Annotated in this window: 22 protein-coding genes; 5 read left to right on the forward strand and 17 right to left on the reverse strand. The window is 62.5% G+C overall.

Annotated elements, in window-relative coordinates:
• Positions 1–4: 4 nt before the first annotated feature.
• The 3 genes from GGR00_RS20020 to GGR00_RS20030 all read right to left on the reverse strand — a co-directional run bounded on the left by GGR00_RS20020 (position 5) and on the right by GGR00_RS20030 (position 3,093).
• On the reverse strand, positions 5–916 hold the full coding sequence (locus GGR00_RS20020; protein WP_184700575.1) for a LysR substrate-binding domain-containing protein: 912 nt from the start codon (positions 914–916) through the stop codon (positions 5–7).
• Between the two features lie 294 nt (positions 917–1,210).
• Entirely contained in the window at positions 1,211–2,245 is a 1,035-nt protein-coding gene (ftsZ, locus tag GGR00_RS20025) for a cell division protein FtsZ (protein ID WP_184700577.1), read from the reverse strand.
• A gap of 158 nt (positions 2,246–2,403) precedes the next feature.
• The gene (locus tag GGR00_RS20030) at positions 2,404–3,093 is read right to left on the reverse strand and encodes an alpha/beta hydrolase (protein WP_184700579.1); all 690 of its coding nucleotides are present in this window, start codon (positions 3,091–3,093) and stop codon (positions 2,404–2,406) included.
• Positions 3,094–3,435: 342 nt separating this feature from the next.
• Between GGR00_RS20030 and GGR00_RS20035 the strand changes: the two genes are divergently transcribed.
• Positions 3,436–4,824: an aminotransferase-like domain-containing protein gene (locus GGR00_RS20035; protein WP_184700581.1), complete on the forward strand. Its 1,389-nt coding sequence runs from the start codon at positions 3,436–3,438 to the stop codon at positions 4,822–4,824.
• Here the strand turns inward: GGR00_RS20035 and GGR00_RS20040 are convergent.
• From GGR00_RS20040 to GGR00_RS20055, 4 genes are read right to left on the reverse strand one after another with little or no spacing between them, the layout of a single operon-like run.
• The gene (locus tag GGR00_RS20040) at positions 4,791–5,732 is read right to left on the reverse strand and encodes a hypothetical protein (RefSeq protein ID WP_184700583.1); all 942 of its coding nucleotides are present in this window, start codon (positions 5,730–5,732) and stop codon (positions 4,791–4,793) included. The genes GGR00_RS20035 and GGR00_RS20040 overlap by 34 nt on opposite strands.
• A 22-nt stretch (positions 5,733–5,754) precedes the next feature.
• On the reverse strand, positions 5,755–5,898 hold the full coding sequence (locus tag GGR00_RS20045) for a DUF2474 domain-containing protein (protein ID WP_184700585.1): 144 nt from the start codon (positions 5,896–5,898) through the stop codon (positions 5,755–5,757).
• On the reverse strand, positions 5,898–6,905 hold the full coding sequence (gene cydB, locus GGR00_RS20050; RefSeq protein ID WP_184700587.1) for a cytochrome d ubiquinol oxidase subunit II: 1,008 nt from the start codon (positions 6,903–6,905) through the stop codon (positions 5,898–5,900). Before cydB ends, GGR00_RS20045 begins: the two co-directional genes overlap by 1 nt.
• A 3-nt stretch (positions 6,906–6,908) precedes the next feature.
• The gene (locus GGR00_RS20055) at positions 6,909–8,339 is read right to left on the reverse strand and encodes a cytochrome ubiquinol oxidase subunit I (protein WP_184700589.1); all 1,431 of its coding nucleotides are present in this window, start codon (positions 8,337–8,339) and stop codon (positions 6,909–6,911) included.
• A 349-nt stretch (positions 8,340–8,688) separates the two neighbouring features.
• Here GGR00_RS20055 and GGR00_RS20060 point away from each other — a divergent pair, with 349 nt between their 5' ends.
• Together GGR00_RS20060 and GGR00_RS20065 are read left to right on the forward strand one after the other, a co-directional pair.
• Positions 8,689–9,138: a DUF983 domain-containing protein gene (locus GGR00_RS20060; RefSeq protein WP_184700591.1), complete on the forward strand. Its 450-nt coding sequence runs from the start codon at positions 8,689–8,691 to the stop codon at positions 9,136–9,138.
• Between the two features lie 291 nt (positions 9,139–9,429).
• The gene (locus GGR00_RS20065; protein WP_184700593.1) at positions 9,430–9,603 is read left to right on the forward strand and encodes a hypothetical protein; all 174 of its coding nucleotides are present in this window, start codon (positions 9,430–9,432) and stop codon (positions 9,601–9,603) included.
• Between the two features lie 49 nt (positions 9,604–9,652).
• Here GGR00_RS20065 and GGR00_RS20070 read toward each other — a convergent pair whose 3' ends face one another.
• Entirely contained in the window at positions 9,653–10,816 is a 1,164-nt protein-coding gene (locus tag GGR00_RS20070; protein WP_184700595.1) for an MFS transporter, read from the reverse strand.
• A 95-nt stretch (positions 10,817–10,911) separates the two neighbouring features.
• On the reverse strand, positions 10,912–11,151 hold the full coding sequence (locus GGR00_RS20075; RefSeq protein WP_246441501.1) for a DUF1127 domain-containing protein: 240 nt from the start codon (positions 11,149–11,151) through the stop codon (positions 10,912–10,914).
• 137 nt (positions 11,152–11,288) lie between these two features.
• On the opposite strand from GGR00_RS20075, the gene GGR00_RS20080 reads away from it, so the two are divergent.
• A complete protein-coding gene (locus tag GGR00_RS20080; protein ID WP_184700597.1) occupies positions 11,289–12,797 on the forward strand; it encodes a winged helix-turn-helix domain-containing tetratricopeptide repeat protein in 1,509 nt (502 codons plus the stop codon).
• A gap of 462 nt (positions 12,798–13,259) precedes the next feature.
• Here the strand turns inward: GGR00_RS20080 and GGR00_RS20085 are convergent, their stop codons facing one another.
• From GGR00_RS20085 to GGR00_RS20120, 8 genes are all read right to left on the reverse strand, one after another.
• On the reverse strand, positions 13,260–14,354 hold the full coding sequence (locus GGR00_RS20085; protein ID WP_184700599.1) for a rolling circle replication-associated protein: 1,095 nt from the start codon (positions 14,352–14,354) through the stop codon (positions 13,260–13,262).
• Between the two features lie 133 nt (positions 14,355–14,487).
• Positions 14,488–15,147 (reverse strand): M15 family metallopeptidase, encoded by a 660-nt coding sequence (locus tag GGR00_RS20090; protein ID WP_184700601.1) that lies wholly within the window; start codon positions 15,145–15,147, stop codon positions 14,488–14,490.
• Entirely contained in the window at positions 15,144–15,827 is a 684-nt protein-coding gene (locus tag GGR00_RS20095; protein WP_184700603.1) for a hypothetical protein, read from the reverse strand. Before GGR00_RS20095 ends, GGR00_RS20090 begins: the two co-directional genes overlap by 4 nt.
• A 66-nt stretch (positions 15,828–15,893) precedes the next feature.
• Positions 15,894–17,531 (reverse strand): major capsid protein, encoded by a 1,638-nt coding sequence (locus GGR00_RS20100; RefSeq protein ID WP_184700605.1) that lies wholly within the window; start codon positions 17,529–17,531, stop codon positions 15,894–15,896.
• Positions 17,532–17,725: 194 nt separating this feature from the next.
• Entirely contained in the window at positions 17,726–18,364 is a 639-nt protein-coding gene (locus GGR00_RS20105) for a hypothetical protein (RefSeq protein WP_184700607.1), read from the reverse strand.
• Between the two features lie 90 nt (positions 18,365–18,454).
• Entirely contained in the window at positions 18,455–18,697 is a 243-nt protein-coding gene (locus tag GGR00_RS20110; RefSeq protein WP_184700609.1) for a hypothetical protein, read from the reverse strand.
• Positions 18,698–18,818: 121 nt separating this feature from the next.
• Positions 18,819–19,880 (reverse strand): GlxA family transcriptional regulator, encoded by a 1,062-nt coding sequence (locus GGR00_RS20115; protein WP_184700611.1) that lies wholly within the window; start codon positions 19,878–19,880, stop codon positions 18,819–18,821.
• Positions 19,881–20,016: 136 nt separating this feature from the next.
• Entirely contained in the window at positions 20,017–20,901 is an 885-nt protein-coding gene (locus tag GGR00_RS20120; protein ID WP_184700613.1) for a LysR family transcriptional regulator, read from the reverse strand.
• Positions 20,902–21,004: 103 nt separating this feature from the next.
• Between GGR00_RS20120 and GGR00_RS20125 the strand changes: the two genes are divergently transcribed.
• A complete protein-coding gene (locus GGR00_RS20125; protein WP_184700615.1) occupies positions 21,005–22,204 on the forward strand; it encodes an aromatic ring-hydroxylating oxygenase subunit alpha in 1,200 nt (399 codons plus the stop codon).
• Positions 22,205–22,320: the final 116 nt, after the last annotated feature.

Below are 22,320 nucleotides of genomic sequence, written 5' to 3' on the forward strand. Positions count from 1 at the left end.
CATTTCACAGTTGTGTCTGGCCTCGGTCGCGCTCGGTCCGCATCCAGGCGACGAAGCGGCGGGAGACCTGCGGCAGCTCCCGGTCAGTCCGGGTGCAGAGATAATAGTTCCGGCCGTCGTCCAGAGAGCGCTCGGAAAGCACCACCAGCCTGCCGTTCGCGATGTCGTCTTCGATGAGCGGCAGGCGGCACAGGGCAGCACCTAGGCCAGCAACGGCAGCGGCGCGGGCCAGCATCCCGTCCTCGAACAGCGGGCCGGACAGATGGCGGTCACCCGCCCGCATGCCGGCAGCGCGAAACCAGTTCAGCCAATGGTCGCGGCTTTCGTCATGGACCAACGGCAATACGGCTAGCGCTTCCTCGTCCGGCAATCGCTTGCGGTCCTGCAGCAGAGCAGGGCTCGCTACCGGCACCACGGCGCCACTGAGAAAGAGCTCGCTTTTGTAGCCCAGCCAGGCGCCTGCGCCGAAACGCACCGAGATGTCGGCAGCATCGCTCGAATAGTTGCGGTTCTGGGCATAGGTCACGCGGACGTCGACATCGCGGTTCTGGCGGCTGAAGCCGGGAAGACGGGGGATCAGCCAGCTTACGGCAAACAGCGGAATGGCGCTGATCGAGATCTCGTGTGCACTGGCCCTGAAGCGCAGTTGGCTGGTGGCCGTGCGCAACAGGAAGAAAGCCGGCAGGATCGATTCCAGATACTCCCGGCCGTCGGCCGTCAGCGCCAGCCCGCGTCCGTGTCGTTCGGTCAGTTTGGTGCCGACGAATTCTTCCAACTGCGCCAGGCGATGGCTGACGGCCGAAGCTGTCAAGCCAAGTTCGTCGGCCGCCGCCGTCACGCTGCCCCGGCGGGCAAAGGCTTCGAACGCCTTGGCGGCGTTCAGCGGCAACAGATCCGATTCATGAGCCAGCTTCATCGATTTCCGCCACGAGGCACATCGTCGCCAATTTCTGACATACGAAAGAGCAGTGCAACTCGTCTCTGGATCGAAATCCGGCTTTCAGAAGGTCTGATAGGGGAGACAGGCTCCCACTTGCCGAAGCAACATCGGCAAGTGGACGCACCCACGCCGAAGATACGATGAGTCGAACTGCCGACTGCGCGGGCACTGTCGTCGCGCAGGCTTTGCGAGCAGGCTCCCCAAGGGGGCAAGCCTGACGCGACCTCCCGCTCGCACCCAGCCAAGCCAAAAGCCGCGGGCGCGACCCGCTTAGTGGAGCGGCTGCATCGATCCTGGTGCAGGCTGTCCGCGCATGTTGACGACCGGCTCGCCCTGGTTGGCGGCGGCCTCGAGGCCGGTGGCGACGACCGACACCTTGAACTGCCCTTCGAGCGAATTGTCGAAGATGGCGCCGACGATGATGTCGGCTTCGTCGCCGACTTCCTCGCGGATGCGGGTCGCGGCCTCGTCGACCTCGAACAGCGTCATGTCCATGCCGCCCGAAATCGAGATCAGCACGCCGCGCGCGCCCTTGATCGAATTCTCGTCGATCAGCGGGTTGGCGATCGAGGCTTCCGCCGCCTTGCTGGCACGGTTCTCGCCGGTGCCGACGCCGGTACCCATCATCGCCCGGCCCATGTCGCGCATCACCGTCTTCACGTCGGCGAAGTCGAGATTGATCAGGCCTTCCTTGACGATGAGGTTAGTTATGCAGCTGACGCCGGAATAGAGCACCTTGTCGGCCATGCCGAAGGCATCCTCGAAGGTCGTCTTTTCGGTCGCGATGCGGAACAGGTTCTGGTTCGGAATGACGATGACGGTGTCGGCGGCCTGGCGCAAAAGCTCGATGCCGCGGTCGGCCATCTGCATGCGGCGCTTGCCCTCGAAGGTGAAGGGCTTGGTGACGATCGCCACCGTCAGGATGCCGGCATCGCGCGCGGCTTTGGCGATCACAGGAGCCGCACCCGTTCCCGTGCCGCCGCCCATTCCGGCGGTGACGAAGCACATATGCGTGCCGGAAAGCTGATCCATGATCTCGTCGATCGATTCCTCGGCCGCAGCCTGCCCGACCTCGGGCAAGGATCCGGCGCCGAGCCCTTCGGTCACCAGAGCTCCAAGCTGGACTAACCGCGGCGCCTTCGACATCGTGAGCGCCTGGGCATCGGTGTTGGCAACGATGAACTCGGTGCCCTCGAGGCCCTCGGCGATCATGTTGTTGACGGCATTGCCGCCGCCGCCACCGACTCCGATGACAGTCAGCTTCGGCCTCATCTCTGAGATTTCAGATTTCTTGGAAGTGCTCATGATGCCGTTTCCTGCGCAGCGCCCCTGCCCGAATCGGACAGCCTTAGGGAATCAGATAGATTCATAGGCTGCAAGGATAGCTTGTGGATTGCGGCTTTTAGCCGACCGAAGCAGAGCAAGTCCGCACGGCGGCAATGTGCCGCCGCGCGGACCCGGCATCAGAATGACTTGGCGGCTTCGTCGATCAACGTGACGATTTCGAGCGGATGCGAGGCCAGCGAGGCGTGGCTGGCGTCAAGCGTGATGGTCTTGCGCGGCTTGATGCGCTCGGCCATCCATTGCTCGGTTTCGGGCGGGATCATGTTGTCGCGGCTCGACACCTGGTACCAGCTCGGCTTGGTGTGCCATGCCGCCGGCCCCGACTTGTCCTCGAAGCAACGCGCCGCAATCGGCTTCTGCGCCACCGCCATGACCAGCGCCTCGGGCTCGCCGAGGTCCTGGCCAAAACTCTGGCGGAACGTGTCCTGGGCGAGCCAGAGGAAGCCATCCTTGTCGGGACGGATGCTGGCCGCACCCGAGGGCGGCTCACGCCGGGCGAAAATGCTGCCGAGACTGTCGCCTTCTTCGGGCGCGAAGGCAGCGATGTAGACCAGCCCGACGACGTTTGGCGCGTGACCGGCACCGGTGATCACCGCACCGCCATAGGAATGGCCGACCAGAAGTGTCGGCCCGTCCTGCGCGGCGGCGAGCTTGGTTGTGCGTTCGATATCGTCTGCGAGCGAAGTCAGCGGGTTCTGCACCGCCGCCAGCTTGTAGCCCTTGGCATGGAGCGGCGGAATGACATGGCGCCAGTGCGAGGCATCGCCCCATGCGCCGTGGACCAGAACGATATTCTTGACCGATGGCATAACCAGTCTCCTTCGTTGATTGAATTCGAGCCGTCTTGCGTCCGGTGGCAGGTCGCCTTTTGAAATCTGGACGGCCGCACCGACACCGCAAGGGCCGGCAGCTTCGCCTTCAGGATCAGTAGCAGCAGGCAATCGGCGTTGCCCGGTGACGTCTATGCGCGGGCGAGCCTAGTCCTGAGCGCTCCCGGCGTCGATTCATTGTCGGCCACCGCAAGCAAATGTGATGCGGGTCACGCAGAGGCCTTAGCGCAGAGGTCGGCGACACGCCGGCTGGCAATGATGGGTGGCTATCCCCATACATTGTGCATATATATGGAAAACGCTGTTGGAGCCTGCAGAGTCATGACGACAACCAACTGGTCCCCCTCCATCTCCAAGGCTGCGGGCCCACTCTACCTGGCGATCGCCGATGCGCTCTCGGTGGACATTGCGTCGGGCAGGCTGCCGGACGGTTTCAGGCTGCCGCCGCAGCGAACGCTTGCCGACCAGTTGGGCATCGACTTCACCACCGTCAGCCGCGCCTATGCCGAGGCCCGCAAGCGCGGACTGGTCGAAGGCCGTGTCGGGCAGGGCACCTATGTCACGGTACGGCGCCCCGTCGCCTCGGGATCGGGGGTGACGGGGCTCATCGACATGAGCATGAACCTGCCGCCGCGCTTCGACGACCCGGAACTTGCGACAGCAATGTGGGAAGGCATTGCACAACTGCAGTCGAGCCACGGACTGGACCTGCTGATGCGCTACCAGGAAGCTGGCGGCACATCGCGCGACCGCGCGGCGGGAGCCGCGTGGCTGGCCCCACGGCTCGGCGAGATCGACGCCGGCCGGCTGCTGGTCACCCCGGGCGCGCAAGGGGCTTTGCTTGCGCTCCTCGGCGCGCTGGCCGCGCCGGGAGAGACCGTCTGCGCCGAGGCGCTGACCTATCCGGGCCTGCTTGCCGTGGCCCAGCACTTGCGCATCCGCGTCGCCGGCATCGCGATGGACGCCCAGGGCCTCATCCCTGAGGCGTTCGAAGAGGCCTGCCGCGAACACGCGCCCAAACTTCTGTACTGCACGCCGACGCTGCACAACCCGACGACGGCGACGCTGTCGCTGGCCAGGCGCGAACGCATCGTTTCGATCGCTCGCCAGCACAATGTCCTGATTGTCGAAGACGACGCCTATGGCGCCTTGCCGGCTCGGCCGGTGGCCGCCTTCGCGGCACTCGCGCCCGACATCACCTATCATGTTGCCGGCCTGGCCAAATGCGTGGCGCCGGCTCTGCGCGTGGCCTACGTGGTCGTCCCGCAAGGGCGGACGGTCGCCCACCTCGCCAGCGCCGTCCGCGCGACAGCCGGCATGGCATCGCCGCTGACGTCGGCCGTCGCCACGCGCTGGGTCGAAAACGGCATAGCCCACTCTGTGCTCGCGGCAATCCGTAGCGAAGCACACCAGCGCCAGGCCATCGTTTCGAAGATACTCCCGGCGAAACTGGTCCAGGCCGACCCCGAAGGTTTCCACGTCTGGCTGAAGCTTCCCGGCCACTGGAACCGCGGCGACTTTGCCGCGCGCCTGCGTTCGGCCGGCATCGGCGTGGTCACCAGCGATGCCTTTGCGACCACGGAGCCCGCGCCCGAAGCGGTGCGGCTGGGACTGGGCGCGGCACCCAGCCATGCCGCGCTTGCTGCCAGCCTCGATATCGTCGCCGCCCTTCTGGCTCAGCAGTCGGCCATGTCGTCCATGGTGGTGTGACCGCGGGCGGGGAAGGGGCCGGTGAACGGCTCGACCCGGCCCATGCCGAGAATCTCGTTGAGCGGGACCTCGTCGCTCACCCGCCGGAACATGCCTGGGGACATCCAGCGCGCATGGCCGTCGACATTCGGCGCGCCGCGCCCGCTGCGGACGTCGTCGATCCAGAGCGTGCGGGTCTCGAGCGAGATGCGCGTCACGCCCGTCGAATTGGGCACGCCGGCATGGGCGTGCGCGCTGGAGAAGGCAATGACCTCACCCGGCGCCAGGACGACCGGCGTCGCGTCGGTGACTTCCAGCTGTTCGGTCAAATGCGGGATCGCCGCGTCGGCGTCGTTGGCGTTGCGGCCGCCGGCCTTTGAGCGGTCCAGCAAGGCCGCGAGATCGAACTCGGCACTGGTGTTGGCCACCGCGCGCTGCCACAGCGAAGGGTAGATGGCGAAGGTGCGCCCGGCGTCGATGTCGTAGATCGGCGCCCACCAATTGGCCTGCGCATAGAGGTTGGAGCCCCAGGTATCGCGGTGGAAGGCGATGGTCGCCGTGGTGCGGGCGCGGGGCACGACGGTGCCAGGGTCCTGGTGCGGCTGGAAGCGCAGATACAGGCTGTCGCGCGCAAGCCCGCCGGCATCGAGGCCGGCTGCCTCGAACAGGTCGCGCCACAGGCGCTTGACCTCTGGTGCGCGGGAAAAGTCGCGCTGGCGTTGGGCAAAGCTTTCCGTCTGCTGCTGATGCGTCAGATGCTTGTGAATCTCGACCGGATTGAAGGGCGCGAACGCATCCTCGAGCAGCGCGCGCGTGAAGTCGACAAGCTGGCGCATCGGCTTGAGATGGCCGAAACGCAGCACGTCGCCGGCATAGATCCGGTCGTGGAGATCGCGCTGGTCGAGCGCCTGGGCGACGTCGGTGTACATGATCTTGGATCCGTTATCGAAGTCAGACGGTCAGGCCGGCGAGGCCCATCACGAAGCGGAACAGATAGGCCACGATGCCGAGGCCCAGCACGCTGGCCACCCAGATCAGCACCAGCCAGCCGATCCGCTTCGGCCAGGAAACCGGCGCTTCGGTCGGCGCGGCCATCAGTGATAACCCTCTCCGGCCTTCACCTTGCCTCGGAACACATAATAGGACCACGCGGTGTAGGCGAGGATGAAGGGAATGATGAACAGCGCCCCGACCAGCGTGAAGCCCATGCTCTGCGGCGGTGCCGCCGCCTCGCGGATGGTGATGTCTGGCGGGATGATGTTCGGCCACAGACTGATGCCAAGGCCGCTATAGCCAAGGAACAGGACAAACAGCGCCAGCAGGAACGGCGCAACATGCGGGGCACCGTTCAGGCTGCGCAGGATCAGCCAGCTGCTGACCAGCACGAGGACCGGCACCGGCGAAAAGAAGACGATGTTGGGGAAGCTGAACCAGCGCTCGGTGATGTCGGGATGGGCAAACGGCGTCCACAGGCTGACGATGCCGATGACGGCCAGCAGCGTCAGCGTGATCGGCCGCGCCAGGGCCACCATGCGGTCATAAAGAGCGCCTTCCGTCTTGATGATCAGCCAGGTACTGCCGAGCAACGCATAGGCGACGATCAGCCCGAGCCCGGTGAACAGGCTGAACGGCGTGATCCAGTCGAGCGCGCCGCCGACATAGGAGCCGTTCTCGATCGGGAACCCATTGAGGAACGCGCCCAGCGAAACGCCCTGGAAGAAGGTGGCGACATAGGAGCCGCCGGCGAAGGCCCGGTCCCAGAACGGCTTGTGATGCTCGTCGGCCTTGAAGCGGAACTCGAACGCGACGCCGCGCCAGATCAGCCCCAGCAGCATCAGCACCAGCGGCAAATAGAGCGCGCTGAGGATGACGGCATAGGCGAGCGGGAACACCGCCATCATCGCCGCACCGCCGAGCACCAGCCAGGTCTCGTTGCCGTCCCACACCGGGGCGACCGTGTTTACCATGGTATCCCGGTCCTCCCGATCGCGGACGAAGGGGAACAGGATGCCGATGCCGAGATCGAAGCCGTCCATGATGACATACATCATCAGGCCGAAGGCGATGATAACGGCCCAGACTACAGGGAGATCGATGCCCATGGTTCAGCCCTTCCTGTCGTGGTTCGCCGGCACGAACATGTCCATCTGGTCCGGTGCGGCCGAGAGCGGACGCGCGGGCCGGCGCGCGCCGGTGTCGTCGGTCGGCTCGTGCTCGTGGTCTTCCGGGCCCTTGGCGACCAGCTTCAGCATGTAGCGGGTGCCGATGCCGAAAACGATGAAATAGACCACGATGAAGGCCACCAGCGTCGTGCTCATGGCGAGCGCCGAATGGTTCGAGACCGCGTCCTTGGTGCGCATCACGCCATAGACGATCCACGGCTGGCGCCCGATTTCGGTGGTGTACCAGCCCGCAAGGATGGCGATCAGGCCCGTCGGGCCCATGACCGTGGCAAAGCGCAGGAACAGGTTGGTGTCAAACAGCCTGTCCCGCCACCTGAGCCACAGCCCCCAGGCCCCGAGCAGAAGCATCAGCATGCCCAGGCCCACCATGATGCGGAAGCTCCAGAACACCACCGTCGCGTTCGGCCTGTCTTCCTTGGCAAACTCCTTCAGGCCGGGAAACTGGCCGTTCCAGTCATGTGTCAGGATCAGGCTGCCGAGACGCGGTATCTTCAGCGCGTAGAGCGTCTCCTCCTTCTCCATGTCGGGCCAGCCGAACAGGGTGAGCGGGATGGCTTCGCCCGGCTTGTTTTCCCAGTGGCCTTCCAGCGCCGCGATCTTGGCCGGCTGGTGCTTCAGCGTGTTGAGGCCGTGCAGGTCGCCGATCAGGATCTGCAGCGGCGCGGAAACGAGCAGCATCCACATCGCCATCGACAGCATGGTGCGGACGCGGCGGTTGTCGTTGCCGCGCAGCAGGTGCCAGGCGCCCGAGGCGCCGACGAACAGGGCCGTGGCCAGGAACGCCGCCACCGTCATGTGCGCCAGGCGGTAGGGGAAGGACGGATTGAAGATCACCTCGAACCAGTTCACCGGCACGACGATGCCGTTGATGATCTCGAAGCCCTGCGGGGTCTGCATCCAGCTGTTCGAAGCCAGGATCCAGGTCGCCGAGATCAGCGTGCCGAGGGCCACCATGATGGTCGAGAAGAAGTGCAGGCCCGGGCCGACCTTGTTCCAGCCGAACAGCATGACACCGAGGAAGCCCGCCTCGAGGAAGAAGGCTGTCAACACCTCATAGGCGAGCAGGGGACCTGTCACGCTGCCGGCAAAAGCCGAGAAATAACTCCAGTTGGTGCCGAACTGGTAGGCCATGACAAGGCCCGAGACGACGCCCATGGCGAAGTTGACGGCAAATATCTTCGACCAGAAATGATAGAGGTCGCGGTAGACGGTGTCGCGCTTCCATAACCACAAGCCTTCCAGCACCGCGAGATAGCTTGCGAGCCCGATGGTGATCGCCGGGAAGATGATGTGGAAGGAAATGGTGAAGCCGAACTGTATGCGGGCCAGTTCGAGTGCCGTCAGTCCGAACATTCGGGACCTCTCTTACATGAACAATCGGCTTGCGCACGATTGCCGGTCGAAGCGCGATACTCGCCAACTTTCGTCAGGTATTGCTTACATCTGCAATAGACCTGCATTCTGGTCTGCGCATCGCGGAAAGTCGACGCACCCCCACGGACAATTTGACCCATGCCTGCTCGCATCGCTAGCGGCGATGAAATCCATACAAAACATCAAGTCAACCCGTATTGATTGGAGTGTATGCTAATTATATGCATTTTGCGTCTTGCATGCAAGAACCATGAGGATTATGTATGGAGGCAAATGAAGCGCCTGCATGTGGCGCTGGCCGCTTTCGCGGCTCCGAACGGAGGCGAATATGTCTGAGAGCAGATTTTCGGCGGAAGGCTTCACCCCGACCGACAACCCGATGATGACAGGTATCAAGGGGCTGTGCCCGCGCTGCCAGATGGGCCACCTGTTCTCGGGTTTCCTGAAACTCGCGCCACGCTGCGAGGTCTGCGGCCTCGATTATTCCTTCGCCGATCCGGCCGACGGCCCGGCCTTCTTTGCGATGACCATCGCCGCCGTTCCGGCGCTGGCATTCGGCGTCTGGTTCCAGATGGCGTTCGGCCTGCCGTTGTGGGTGCACATCTTCATCACCTTGCCGTTGACGGTGCTGAGCTGCATGGCGCTTCTGCGCCCGCTCAAGGGCTGGCTGGTGTGCTCGCAGTTCTTCCACAAGGCCGAGGAAGGTTCGATCGACTTCGACTGGCATGCCCAGGCCAAGCTGGCCAAGCAGCAGACGGGACAGAAGCCAGGCGCCTGACCGCGGCCAAACTGCCCTTTGCCCGATCGACGGTGGGGGCAGGGGATAGCCGCAGAAGTGCCCCCACGAGGCCCGCGCCGTGGGCCTGCCGCCGTACCATCTCACTTCATCGGCTCAATCAGTGTGGAAAAAATTCCACTGGTGTGAATAAACAATTCATGGTATGAATTAGTCACGTTCGGATATCGCGTGCCGGAAGGGCATCATCCGAAGCATCCGCAGGACCAACAACAGAAACATGCGCTGAAGCCATCCAGGCTGCAGGCAGGACGTTTTTGACCGGCGACGACCATGAAAACCGCCTCGACCACGCTCCAGTTGATCGCACTGACCGCCTGCCTGGTGGCACGGCTCTGCTGCGCAGGCGAACTCCAGATGCCGGGCGTCCGCCGCGCCATGCAGACGATGGCAGCCGCCGGCCAGTCGGCGATCACAGAGAACATCGACCACGCAGCCCAGGCGTAGAACGCTGCGACAGTCGGCGCCTCGATCCGGAATGAGGCGCGGGCTCGACTCAGCCCCGCTGGCGCTCCGCCATCAGGAACACCGCCAGCACACCGCACAGCAGGCCAAGGGACAACGGCAATCCCTGACGGCCGATCAGTTGCATCGCGACACCGGTGATCGGCGAGCCGACGAACCCGCCGATCCCCCAGACCAGCGCGAATGCCGCGTTTCCGGCAATGAGCCGCGGGCCAGAGAAGCGTTCCCCGAGCTGTATAAGCGCCATGGTGTAAATTCCGAAGGTCACAGCACCCCAGACGAAAACCATTGGCCAGATCAACCCGGATGAAAAAAGCACCGGCAACAGGGCGCAGCCGAGCAGCGCGAGGCCACAGCACAGCAGCATCGCGCGGGCCGAGCCGATCCCTTCCGCAAGCCGCCCGAGCGGTATCTGCAGGGCGGCATTGCCAAGGATGAAACAGGCGACCAGCGCGGAGATGCGGCTTTCGGCACTGCCATAGGCAGCGCCGTAGACGGCTAACATCGCAAGCAAGCTCTGCTCGAATGCAGCCGCGGCGAACACCGCAAGCAAAAGCACCGGTGCCAGCCCGAAAAAGCGACCGACCGATGTCGCCTCGCCTTCATGCGGCATGTCAGGCAGGCGCGGGATGACAGACAGGACGATCAGCCCACACAGCAGGAATGCGGAAATTCCGACCAAAAACGGTGGCCAACCTTCGGTGCCGAAGAGCCTGAGCGTCAACGGGCCGATGGCGAAGCCACCCGAAACGATCGATGCATAAAGCCCCATGATGCGGCCCCGACGCGACGTGGGCGTGATCGTGATCAGCCACGTTTCGCTGATCACGTAAAGCGGATTGGCGAAGAAGCCGAGCATGAAGCGCAGCGGCATCCAGGCCCAGAGATCCTGCATCCAGGCAATCGCGGTCAGGGTGGCTGCAGCGAGGATCGAACACAGGATCGCCAACCGCGCCGCGCCCATGCGCCGCACGAGCGCCGGAATGAGCGGCGCGGACAGGATGAAACCCAGCGGGGTCATCGCCGCCGACAAGCCGATCAGCCCTGGCGTCGTAGCCTGCCGTTCGAGAATGAAGCTGAGCAGGGGATAGGTCAGCCCCTGCGCCACAGCGAACACCGTGACGGTCGCGATGATCCCAGCCATCGCGGCCCATGGGATCCGGTCCTGCAATGATGTCGTGCTTTCGGCAGTCATGCAGACCTCGAGGGGATACCGGCCAATTCCGGTAGATGCCGGCGAACCCTGTCGGCATTTGGAGGCTGGCAATCCGGTATCATCGGCAACATTCCCTATGCCTGCCAGAACCGCTTGGCGATCTCCGCCTCGACCTGCCGCCTCGTCAGGCCGATATCATCGATCAAATGAGGATTGTCCTTCGACTTTTGCTGAAGTTCCCGGCGAAAATCCATCCGCCAGCGCCAGGTGTCGACTATGCCTCGCAGGGTCGCCAGGTGCCGGCACGGCACCTCCGGCGCCCCCGACGGCGTGTCCTGACGCGGAGCCGGCGCAAGATTGGACCTATCGTTCATGGCAACCTCCATGTGGCTTGAGGCTACGGTGGCCCTCGGCCTGAAAGAGGATGATTTGTGGCAGGAGACGAGCGGCGCCGTCGTTAAACCCTGCCAAATAGTTCCAAAAACTCCCAAACGGGCTATAGATGCGCCGCATGCAGGGAACGCGCTTCGCCTTTGGTCCGTTTGTGCTCGATCCGGATGCGGGGACGCTGATCCGGAACGATGAACCCGTTGCCGTTGGCCACCGGGGGCTCAGACTGCTTGCGGCGCTGGTCGGACGATCGGGCGAAATCCTCGGCAAGGCCGAGCTGATGGATGCGGCGTGGCCGGGCACGGCGGTCGAGGAAGGCAATCTCACCGTCCAGATCGCGCAACTCCGGAAGCTGCTCGGAGCGGCCCCTGATGGGATTGAATGGATATTGACGGTTCCGCGCGTCGGCTACCGTTTCACGGGAGCCGTCGAACGGCTCAGCGCCAAGAGAAAATCCTTGCCGCTGCCCGACAAGCCGTCGATATCGGTGCTGCCCTTCGTCAATGTCGGCAACGACGCCGATCAGGAAGCCTTCGCCGATGGGTTGACCGAAGACCTGATCACCGACCTGTCGAGAAACGCCGGCCTGTTCGTCATCGCCCGAAACTCGTCCTTCGCCTACAAGGGCAGGGCGATGGACGTGCGCCAAATCGCCGAGGAACTCGGCGTGCGATACCTCCTTGAGGGCAGCGCACGGCGTGCCGCCGGGCGCGTGCGCATCAACGCCCAGTTGGTCGACGCCGCAAGCGGCGAGCATCTGTGGGCGGAACGTTTCGATCGCAGCCTGGAAGACATCTTTGCCGTGCAGGACGAGGTGACGGCCCAGATCGTCGAGGCCTTGCTCGGCCGGCTGCGCCCGACGCCGCTGGCCCGCAACCGCCCCAAAAATCTCGAGGCCTACGACCTCTGCGTGAGGGCGCGCAGACTTATGGATGACTCGCCGCAGGCCGCACAGGAAGCGCATCTGCTGCTGACGCGCGCGATTTCACTCGATCCCGAATATGCTGAGGCGCATCGTTGGCTGGCGATGAACCACTGGATGGGCAGGGTGCACAGTGGCGGCCCGGCTGAACCTGCCCGCAAGGCTGCGCTGGAGTTGGCGCGCAAGGCCGTGATGATCGATGCCAACGATGCCGGCTGCCGCTGGGTCCTGGCTTATCTGCTTGCCTATGAACGGAACTTCGCCGCGGCGGATGCGGAATTCGCCAGGGCGATCGAACTCGACCCGAACGAAGCCGACACCTGGGCAGCACTGTCCGATATCGCGGTGCTGGCCGGGCGGATCGAGCAGGGGCTTGATCACATTCGCAAGGCGTTCCGGCTCAATCCGTTTCCGGCAAGCTGGTACTACCTGACGCTCGGCCAGGCGCAATACGCGGCCGGCGACTATGAGAGTGCCATAGAGACGCTGCGCAGGGACGAGACCTATCGGACGAGCTCGCGTCGTTTCCTGGCGGCAAGCCTTGCCCAACTCGGCCAGCTGGACGAGGCGCGCGCGGAGGCCGAGCTGTTCCTCGTCGGCAATCCTGACTACACAACCAGCCACTGGGCCGAGACGGAGCCGTTCCGCGATGAGGCCACGCTTGGGCATTTTGTCGAAGGCTTTCGCAAAGCCGGCCTGCCGGATTGAAACCGGCAAGTAGGGGATATATGTCGCATAATCAACATTATGGAAGTTTATACACGTACGAACACGCTTCGCTTTGGTTTCGTTTTACCCTTGGCAAGTTTCCACCAAGTAACCGCTGCATAACGTGATTTGGGGTAGGGGTGTCAAGACCTAGTTACAACTTAGTTCTTGTTTTACCCGTTTACCCGCACCACGGTACAAACCTTTTTGAGGGACCGGCACCGCCAAGCGGTTTCCGGTCCTTTTTCGGCTCCGGCCTTTCTTTGCACCTGGTTAGATTGTCGCGCGCTTTTTCAGAGCGACGGTTTTTAACCGGCGACGGATCAGGTGTTGTAGTGGCCTTGAGAGCCGTTGAGATATTGAGCCGCGAGACGCGGGGTTTGACATTAAGTGGTGCGGCTAAGAACCCAGCCGCTACGCGCCTGTCGTGCTCCGCACGGGCTACCGCCATTCTTTGAGCCGTCATAAGCCGCCGAATGGCTCCTGCGTCTCTGTTGACGGGCTTTGGAGGGGACGGGGAGGAGGCACCAACAAGTGCTGATAGCGCAGGCCTTCCGACACCGTGGCGTAGGCCGTTGCCTCCCAATCGTACAGACGTGCCAAGGCTTCCGCCTTTTGCACTTCCGCTCTTTCCAGAGCGTCCGCTTTTCTTTCCCATTCCCTTTGTCCTTCCTCGCTAGATTTGCGCTTTTCCCAAGCGCCGGGGTCTATGAATTCTTCGACCAGCTTCGAGTGGGGTATCGCCCTGGTGGGATAGGCTTCCTCCCACTGATCAACGAAGGACTGGCAAAACAGCTTAGCCGCAGCCGAGCCCGGACGCAGCATGAAGGGCACGCGCTCACCGTTGGGGCGGTTCACGCCGGGAAATTCGTACTTGAGGTCCTTCGGAGGAATTCCCGCTTCGACGTGCAGCCTTGCCTTGTGATGCAGCCAATCCGCGCCTAACAGCGGGATTTTCGACATTCTGCACATCGCCTGTTTTTCTTCGCCGCCTATGTCCTTGTTGAGGTACTTGCAGACGTACCGGACAGCGGCAGCGGTATCTTCTGGCCGAACGCCGAGGCGTTCCCAAGTTGACCAGCCATGCGGCCAATGCTCCTGCATATGGCGCTTCTGATCATCGCGGGTGGAGTTGACGTGCGGCGGCACAGGGCCGCCCGGCACGTTCAGTGTTTTGCCGCGCTTGAGCTTGGCGCGCACGTCAGCGTTATGCTGAATACGGCGAGCGATTTCGTGCGCATTATCCTTCCAGAAGATGAGGACATGCCAGTGAGCGCGGCCCTTGGCCGAGCCGTACTCCCCGACGCAGAAATAGCGCGGGAGGTAGCCGGAAGCGCGGAAGCGCTTCATAAGCTTCTGGATGTCCGAGTATGTCAGCAGCCGCGCCCGAATATGATCTTCCGAGCCATGCTCGTCGCGACCATAGGTCAGCGAGATGAAGTAGGCATCGGCTGCAACTATACTTTCCGCAATGCACCGTCCGGTCCAGTCGTCAACCGACCGACCGATGCATTGCGAGCAATAACGACAGCCAACAATCGTTCCGTCAGCGAGCATTGGAGGACATTTGCACATCTGAATTGTTGCCTGTCAGTAATTGCACATGGGGACAAGAAGATGAGTGCGGCGACGGAAAGATTTTTTTGATACTAAACGATCCAAAAATCTTTCCGCGCCAGTTCGCCCGAGCCTAGCGGGTCGCGCGAACAGGAGGTGGCAGGCGAGCCATGGCGTGTGACCGCCAGCTCGCCAGCTCCCAATGAGCCGGGTCCCAGCCGATTTCATCGGTTGGCTTCTTTCGCCAATCCCCGCCCCAAACGAGTTTCCAGCCCTTTGAGGCCGCTATCTCCTTGCCGACATGGCCGATCAGCAGCCATTGCCGAGCAGTGAGGTCCCAAGCCTTTCTCGAGTGTATGACATCGACCGCGCAGCCGCGATTGTGAGGGCTTTCCGGGTACTGCGCATCGCTGGTCCCCCGCCGATATGCGGCGTTCTGTTCCGCCTCGCCACGCCATATGCTGTGCGGGAACATGGGAACGCCAAGCGCCCGCATTCGTCGGACAAGCAGCGTTGAGAACTCGATGATGATCGGGTGAGCGCCCAAGGCGTCAGCCCGATATTGCTGCTCTCCGTAACGGACTGTCTTGATGAACTCCGTATCGACGATGCCAGCCAATGCCTGGCTGTAGCCGGTTTCCTTGATAAGAACCGGCTTTACCTCAAAAGGGTCAAGCACCAGCGGGGGCGGCAGAAGCGGGAATACCCGCTTTGCCCTTTTCGGGTCGGGCAGAACGGATTGCCTTTCGGCAACCCGCTCGACCAGAGCACGGACTTTATCGGCCACGCTCATTTCGTTTCGTCCTCGCCTTCAGTTGCACCGGCTGCGGGTGCCAGTCCTGCGCCTTCTGGCCGAACGGCCTTCGGGGCCGCTGCTTTCGCGGCGCGCTGCTCTGCGGCAGGTTCTTGATGTTCCGCAGGCGGCTGGCCATGTATTCCAGACTGTCTTCCATTCATCGCTCCGATCTCGGCCCGAATTGCTGCCAATTCCGCCGCATGGGCCTTGTCGCGACGAAGTTGATTTTGCGAGGCTTGGAACATGACGTATTCCAGCGCTTCATTGCGCGGCTGGCGTTCGTAGACGGTCGAGAACGTCTCGCCATCGCCTTCGACCCAATATTCTTCGGCTTCCGAAGTCCAGTAGAGGATTTCACACTCATCCGGCCTTACCGGCATGAGTTCGAAGTCGCCGCCGAAGGTGAATTCGACGGTTTCGAGGCCAGCAGGAATGAACGCGAAGAAGCGTTCAAACACCTCCGGCTCCCCTAGGACCGGCTCCGCACCGAGCACGTATTCCGGCATGTTCTTGATAGGCAGACGATGAAACCGGATATACCAGTTACAGCCGAATTCCGAATTGAGGTCGAGGCGCAGGCGGCGCGGCCTTCCTTTGTCAAAGTCCGGTGCCGCGAAGGCGAGGGACTTGCCGTCAAGGACGCGCCAATCGACGAGGTTGCCAAGCTTGATGGTCATTTCTCTGTTTCCTTGTTGAACGGCCCGCTAGTGACCAACGGCCACTAGCAGGGCAGGGGACGAGGGTTAGGCGGGCTTTGCGCGCGTCTGATCGACTTCCGCCAATACCTTGGCGTAGTCGTGGGACGCTTCGATGAGGCCCGCTCCGAACTGAGTATTGCCGTTGATCAGCAGATCGCCCTGAATGACGACTTCCGCGATGTCCGACACAGTGTCGACGAAGGGTTTCGTGTGGATCGTCGTCGCCAAGTAGAATTCGGCCCCGAGCGTCGGGTTAAGCGCCTCTGACGCCCAAATGCGCTGTCGATCCTCATCGAACGGGGCGTTCGCTACAGGGCGGAAGAACTTCCCGCCAATGCGCGGGATTTTGTTGTTCCACCGCGCATTCATCGGCTCATAGCCGAAGCGCCCCGTCGGCGTCGCATGATCGAGGTCGATCTGATCATTCGTGACGATATCGACCTTATCCGGGTCCGAATAATCGCGGATGAAATCCGGCCGGTTCAGCTTGTTATTGTCGAGATGCAGCCAAGGGTTCTTCTGCCGCTCGAACAGCTGTTCCGGCGTGATCTCCGCTATGATCATCAGCACGCCGCCCGTATTGAGAACGGGAACGCGAATGTTCAGATCGACGAACGTTGCACCGTTCGCGACATGTTCGGTGAGGTTCGCGGCATCGGTCGCGAAGCGCTTGGAGAAGCCGAAGATGGTTGACGCTTCGCCAACCAACATCGGTTCCTTCAGGTACTGGTCCGGAATGTCAATGCCATCCATGAGCATGTTGACAAGCCACTCATCCGTATGGCCCGCGTACCGCTCACGCATCCGAGCGAAGGCTTGCGTTTTCTTGGCCAGTTCGATGTTGGCCAGAGACACGGTGATGCCGTTGTCCTGAAGCTCCGCATACACCTCGAACACACCGGCGGCAGCGCCGGGCTTCTGTAGCGGGAAGAACGACGCATTCGTCGTACCGCCGGTAATCGCCGTCTTCGAGCTATTGACCGTCTCGCCTGTCTCACGTCCGCTAACCGCGACGTTCGTCATGGACCCGATCGACGCGACACCCTTCACAGGCATCCGCGCGTTCGCGACAGTCAGATTGACGATGCCGTCAACCTTGGCGCTGTCGTAGTCCGGCACGATGTGCGCGAACATTTCGTGGTTCCAGAAAGCCGGCGCAAGGTTCTGCTGCAGCCGCGTCCGCTTCGCCGCCGCATAAAGCGCCTTCGAGCGATTGCGGAGGCGGAAGTTGAAGATCTCGTTATAGGCTTCCGTAAACATCGAGTTCACGGTAGAGCCGGCCTTGGAGTGCATGCCGAGATACACCAGCAGGTCCGAGAACTTGTAAGCCGGTGCCGGGATGGTTTCGTAGAACGGCAAGGCCGCCTTACCGGGGTAGGGCTCTTGCCCCTCCCATGAACGGTTGAGGACATCGAGACTGCCGTTGAAGCGCTCGAATGCCAGATGCGGCACGACATACGCCTTCACATCGCAGCGCACGGCATTCATCAGCACGTCCGCTGTTTCCATGAGTTCGAACGAGCAGCGCAGCGGACCCTGCACGACACGATCCATGCGATGCAGGCCGCACGCGAAAATCGGCACAGCCTTGCCGGCGGGCAGGGACGTAGTGCCCCGCGCGGTTTCGATGCGATTTGTCCTGGGGATTTCCACCGGGACAGTTGATGTTCTGTTGCCAATCATTTCCGGCTTCCTTTCTTGAAGCGTTTCACTATTTTGAGAAGCATCGCCCGGCGCCGCGCACACGCGCCGCAGGGCTTTTTGGAGTGATGTTTCATGCGCGAGCGTCCTAAAGGTATCGGAGCCGACTTCACCGAGTTTCTAATAGTCATAGTGATCGTTGCGTTCGGCATCGCTCTAGTCGCCACGGTCCTTGCCTAGTAACCGTGGCTCTTAAAGAACGCGTCATTCTTCCGCAGTTCTTGACGCGCTCGCCGCTTGCGCTCAATCGCAACATCTCTAGTTGCTTTCGCGGCTTCGCCTTCACGCTTTGTCCGCTGAAAACTATTATAGATATAGTCGGCACCTAGATTTATCAGGCCGCCGAATTCTTGAGCGATATCCCCGTAACGGGTCTCCCATGCTTCGGCGTCAACGAAACCGGGATTGACCAACCTACCGGTACCCATAGGGTACGGATTTGTGAGGGTCGGGATTTCGACGGTCGGCGGGAGCGGTTGACCGACCTTTGACGACGCCAGTGGCGAACTGGCCTTCACAACCCGCGCACCGGTCGAGACCGGAACGCCGCCGATGGACGCCCGCAAGCGGGACGCCGTGTCGGCCTGTATGTTGGCGAGCGTGGCTTGCTTGATCTGGTGTTCAAGCTTCGCCGTGGCATCGCGCATCGGATCGATGGACGCGATGGCGTTGCCGATGCCGCCGATTGCCTGTGCGATGAAATCGCCCGAGGCAAGGGCAGGGTTATGCGTGGTGGTGAACCCCGCACCCCCGCCAGCGCGGAGCGCGGTCAAGGGATTAAACCCCGCCGCTTCCGCGTTTTGACGCAGCTTCACGTAATCGATTTCGGAAGTGGTCTTTTCTTTTTTCTTGCCGAACAGCCCGCCAAGCAGCGCACCGCCAGCGGTAATGAGTTCTCCGATGAACTAGTCATCCTCCCATTTGCGATGGGGACGGTCGAACTCACCGAGCAGCTTTGTTTCGTCGTAGTGACGCCCCATGGCAGCGGTCACCAGGTCGAGGCCGACGAACAGAGCCGCGACAAGCGCGTTCATCAGTTGCGCCGTCAGATCGCTGTCGAAACCGCGCGCGATCATGTAGGCTGCCAGCATCGTTCCGAGCCGCTCAATGAGCGGGCGGAAGACGCCGCGAAGCAGAACATTCTTCATTTCGTTTCCTTTCGCTAGCGAAAGCAAAACGAACAAAAGCGAAGATTTCGCTAGAATATTATTCTAGCTGTTCCCGGTTCGTACTCCCAACGTCGCATAATCAACATTATGGAACAAATCATCACGCCGCTGCTGTGCGCAATTTGCTCGGCAAGACCTGGAAGTGGTCGCGGAAACTTTTGGAGAAATGCGACGACGAGACGAAGCCGCAGGCGACCGTAATGTCCATGATCGGCATCGACGTCAGCTCGATCAGCTGGCGTGCCTTGGCGAGCCGCAGCCCGAGATAGTGTTGCCAGGGCGTCGTCGCGAGATGGCGTTCGAACAGCCGCTCGATCTGGCGTCGCGACAGCGATACCCGCTCCGAGATCTCCTCGAGCGACAGAGGTTCCTCGATGTGCTTTTCCATCAGCTGGATGATGCGCAACAGCTTCTTGCCGGTGCTGCCGTAGCGCAGGCCCGGTGGCACCGATTGGCAGGCAGTACCGTCGCGCCAGCGGTCGGCGGTGACGTGCTGGCAAATGCTGCGCGCAAGCTCGGTGCCGCAGCGCTCCTGGACGATGTCGATGGCGAGATCGAAGGCGGCGAGTTCGCCAGCACAGGTGACAATCTGGCCGTCACGCACGAACAGTGCGTCGTCGATGGCCAAGTCGTAGAAGGTCTCGGACAGTGCCGCCATCTTGCTCCAGTGAATGGTGCACCTGATGTCGCTGAGCAGGCCGGCGTCGGCCAGCAGCCAGGTCGCCGTGCCCAGCGCATAGACCGGCAGCTGAGCCTTGGCGAGGCGGCGCAGGCTGGCGCGCAGCTCAAGCGACCCGTGCTGTTCCACCCCCTCACCGGCGCAGATCGCCACAGCGGCCTGCGGTTCAAATGGCAAGGCCCTGGCAGCCTCGGCGAAGCTGCCTGAAACCTCGATCGAAATGCCGCTGGCGCTCGCTACCGAAAGGCCGTCGAGGCTGACCAGTTTCCAGCGGAACAGCTCAGTCCCGGCCAGCGCATTGGCAAGCCGCAATGGCTCGACCATCGACGACAGGCAGAGCTGGGAAAAACCCGGCACGAGCAGGATGGAAAACTCAGCCGACGCCTGTGGCGTAGGCTGGCGCGACGCCTGGCGCTGAGCCGCCTTCGCACCCGGCCAACAGGCCCCGATGCTGAAGACCGTGTGCTTGCTCGGTGCGTTCATGTGGCCCTCCCGGCGCAGGCGGCAAATGGCGGGAGGTCTGCTCCACGGGCAATGCCGTCGAGTCACAAATTGGCAACAAATAACACAAAATGCAACAATGCAATTTGTTGAAGCCGCTCGGCAGACCTTTTGCTATTCAGCTTTCGACGGTCTCTGCGGGTGCTGTCATACGCATCAGCCAGTCGCGAAACGCCATCACCTTCGGTGCCTTGGCCTTTTGTGGCGTGGCCAGGAACCAGTAGGAGCCGGCACCCTGCAGACGCTGTTCGAACGGCGCAACGAGCAGGCCGCTCGCCAGCTCGCGCTCGATCAGTGCCGTCCGGCCCATCAGAACGCCCTTGCCCTCGACTGCGGCACGGATGCCCATGATCGACTGATCGAAGAACGAACCGGCCGAGGTGTCGATGCCCGTCACACCGACATGGGCGAGCCAGCTGTCCCAGTCCTCGTCGTAACCGGGGACATGCAGCAGGTCGCCCGCCTTGAGGTCGTCGGGCGACCGGAGGTTGGCCGCATAGGCCGGCGTGCAGACGGGAAAGGTCTGGTCGCGCATAAGCAAGGTCGCCTCGCGCTTCGGCCAGTTGCCCAAACCGAACTCGATCGCCGCGTCGACCTTGCCCTCGCCATGGTCGAGTGCGGTGAGCCTGAGGTCGATGGTCGGGTGCTGGGTACGGAACAGGTCGAGCCGCGGCGCGATGCACTGGCTGGCGAACGATGTCGGCACATGGACGACCAGCATCTCGCGGGTGCCACGCCCGGCAATCCTGGCGGTCGCCTCGTCGATCAGGGCGAAGGCTCGACCGAGCTCTTCCGCATAACGCCGGCCGCGGTCGGTCAGCCTGACGCCATTGGCGTGGCGGTCGAAGAGCTCCTTGCCGAGCCTGAGTTCGAGCGCACGGATATGCTGGGAAATGGCGGAGGGCGTGACATTCAATTCCGCGCCGGCGGCGGCGAAACTGCCGAGCCGTGCGGCGGCCTCAAAAGCCCGCAGCCAGTTCAGGGGTGGTCGGGCAGAGGCCATGACACCATTAGTTTTTCTTGCGCTTCCCCCAAGGTAATCGCGTTTGCTCGGCCAGGCAAGAACGGTTCCAATCCACCCAGTTCAGCATCTGGGAGGCACTGCTATGAACGTCCACTGGCTCCAGGGTTATCGCCCCGGCTACGGCTTGCCGCGCGATTTCTACACCAATGCCGAGATTTTCGCCGAGGAACAGGCGCGCATTTTCCGCAACAGCTGGTTCTTCGCCGGTCATTCCGTCGAGCTGCCCAAGGCGGGCGACTACATGACGCTCGATGTCGGCGGCGCGCCTGTTGTCGTGGTGCGCGACCGCGACGGCAAGGTGCATGCCCACCACAATGTCTGCCGCCATCGCGGTTCGATCATCTGCACCAAGGAGAAGGGCAAGGCCAACAGGTTGGTCTGTCCCTACCATTCCTGGTCCTATGCCCATGACGGCACGCTGATCGGTGCGCCGATGATGGGCGAGGACTTCGACAAGTCGGCGCACGGCCTCAAGTCGACCCATGCCGAAGAGTTCGATGGGCTGATCTTCGTCAACCTGTCGGAAACGCCCTCCCCGTTCCAAGAGTTGCACGACCACCTGTCGCCGATCCTCAAGTCGCAAGGCATGACCAAGGCCAAGATCGCGCTGATCCGCGACTACGAGCTCGACGTGAACTGGAAGATCGTGGTCGAGAACAACCGCGAGTGCTACCACTGCGAGGCCAACCACCACGGCTATGTCTCGGTGCAGTACGACACCGAAAACGACAATCCCGATCTCAAGGACGAGATCGCGGAGCGGCTGGGTGACTGCCGCATCCGCTGGGAAAAGGCCGGGCTCGACACTGCCCGCGTCAACACCTCGTCCAACAACACGTCCGAATGGTTCCGCGCCAACCGCACCCCGGTGCGCAAGGGCATGGTGACCGAAAGCGCCGATGGGCAGCTGGTGTGCGACGTGCTGATGGCCGGTTTCACCGATCCCGACATGGGCACGGCGCGCGCCAACACCAACATCAACTTCTGGTGCCACGCCAATTCCGACTATGCCCACACCGTACGCATCACGCCGGTGTCGCCGACCAGGACCATCGTACGCGGCTACTGGCTGGTCGACGAGAACGCGGTCGAGGGCCGCGACTACGATCCCGAAAAGATCGCCGCCTTCCATCACGAGGTGATGTCGGAAGACTGGGAGATCTGCCGCCGCCAGTGGATCGGCATCACCTCCCCCGGCTTCGAGCCCGGCCCCTATTCGCCGACCAAGGAAGCCAATGTCGACCGCTATGTCAGGTGGTACGCGAGCCAGATGACGGCGTAGGCGAGGACCACCTCCCTCCCCCTTGTGGGGAGGGACCGAGGGTGGGGGTAACCCCGGCCTCGACCTAGGAGCTGGGTGGTGCCGGCAGGTACCCCACCCCTGCCCCTCCCCACAAG

Origin of the sequence: Aminobacter aganoensis (assembly GCF_014206975.1) — a bacterium.
GTDB classification, from domain to species: Bacteria; Pseudomonadota; Alphaproteobacteria; order Rhizobiales; family Rhizobiaceae; genus Aminobacter; species Aminobacter aganoensis.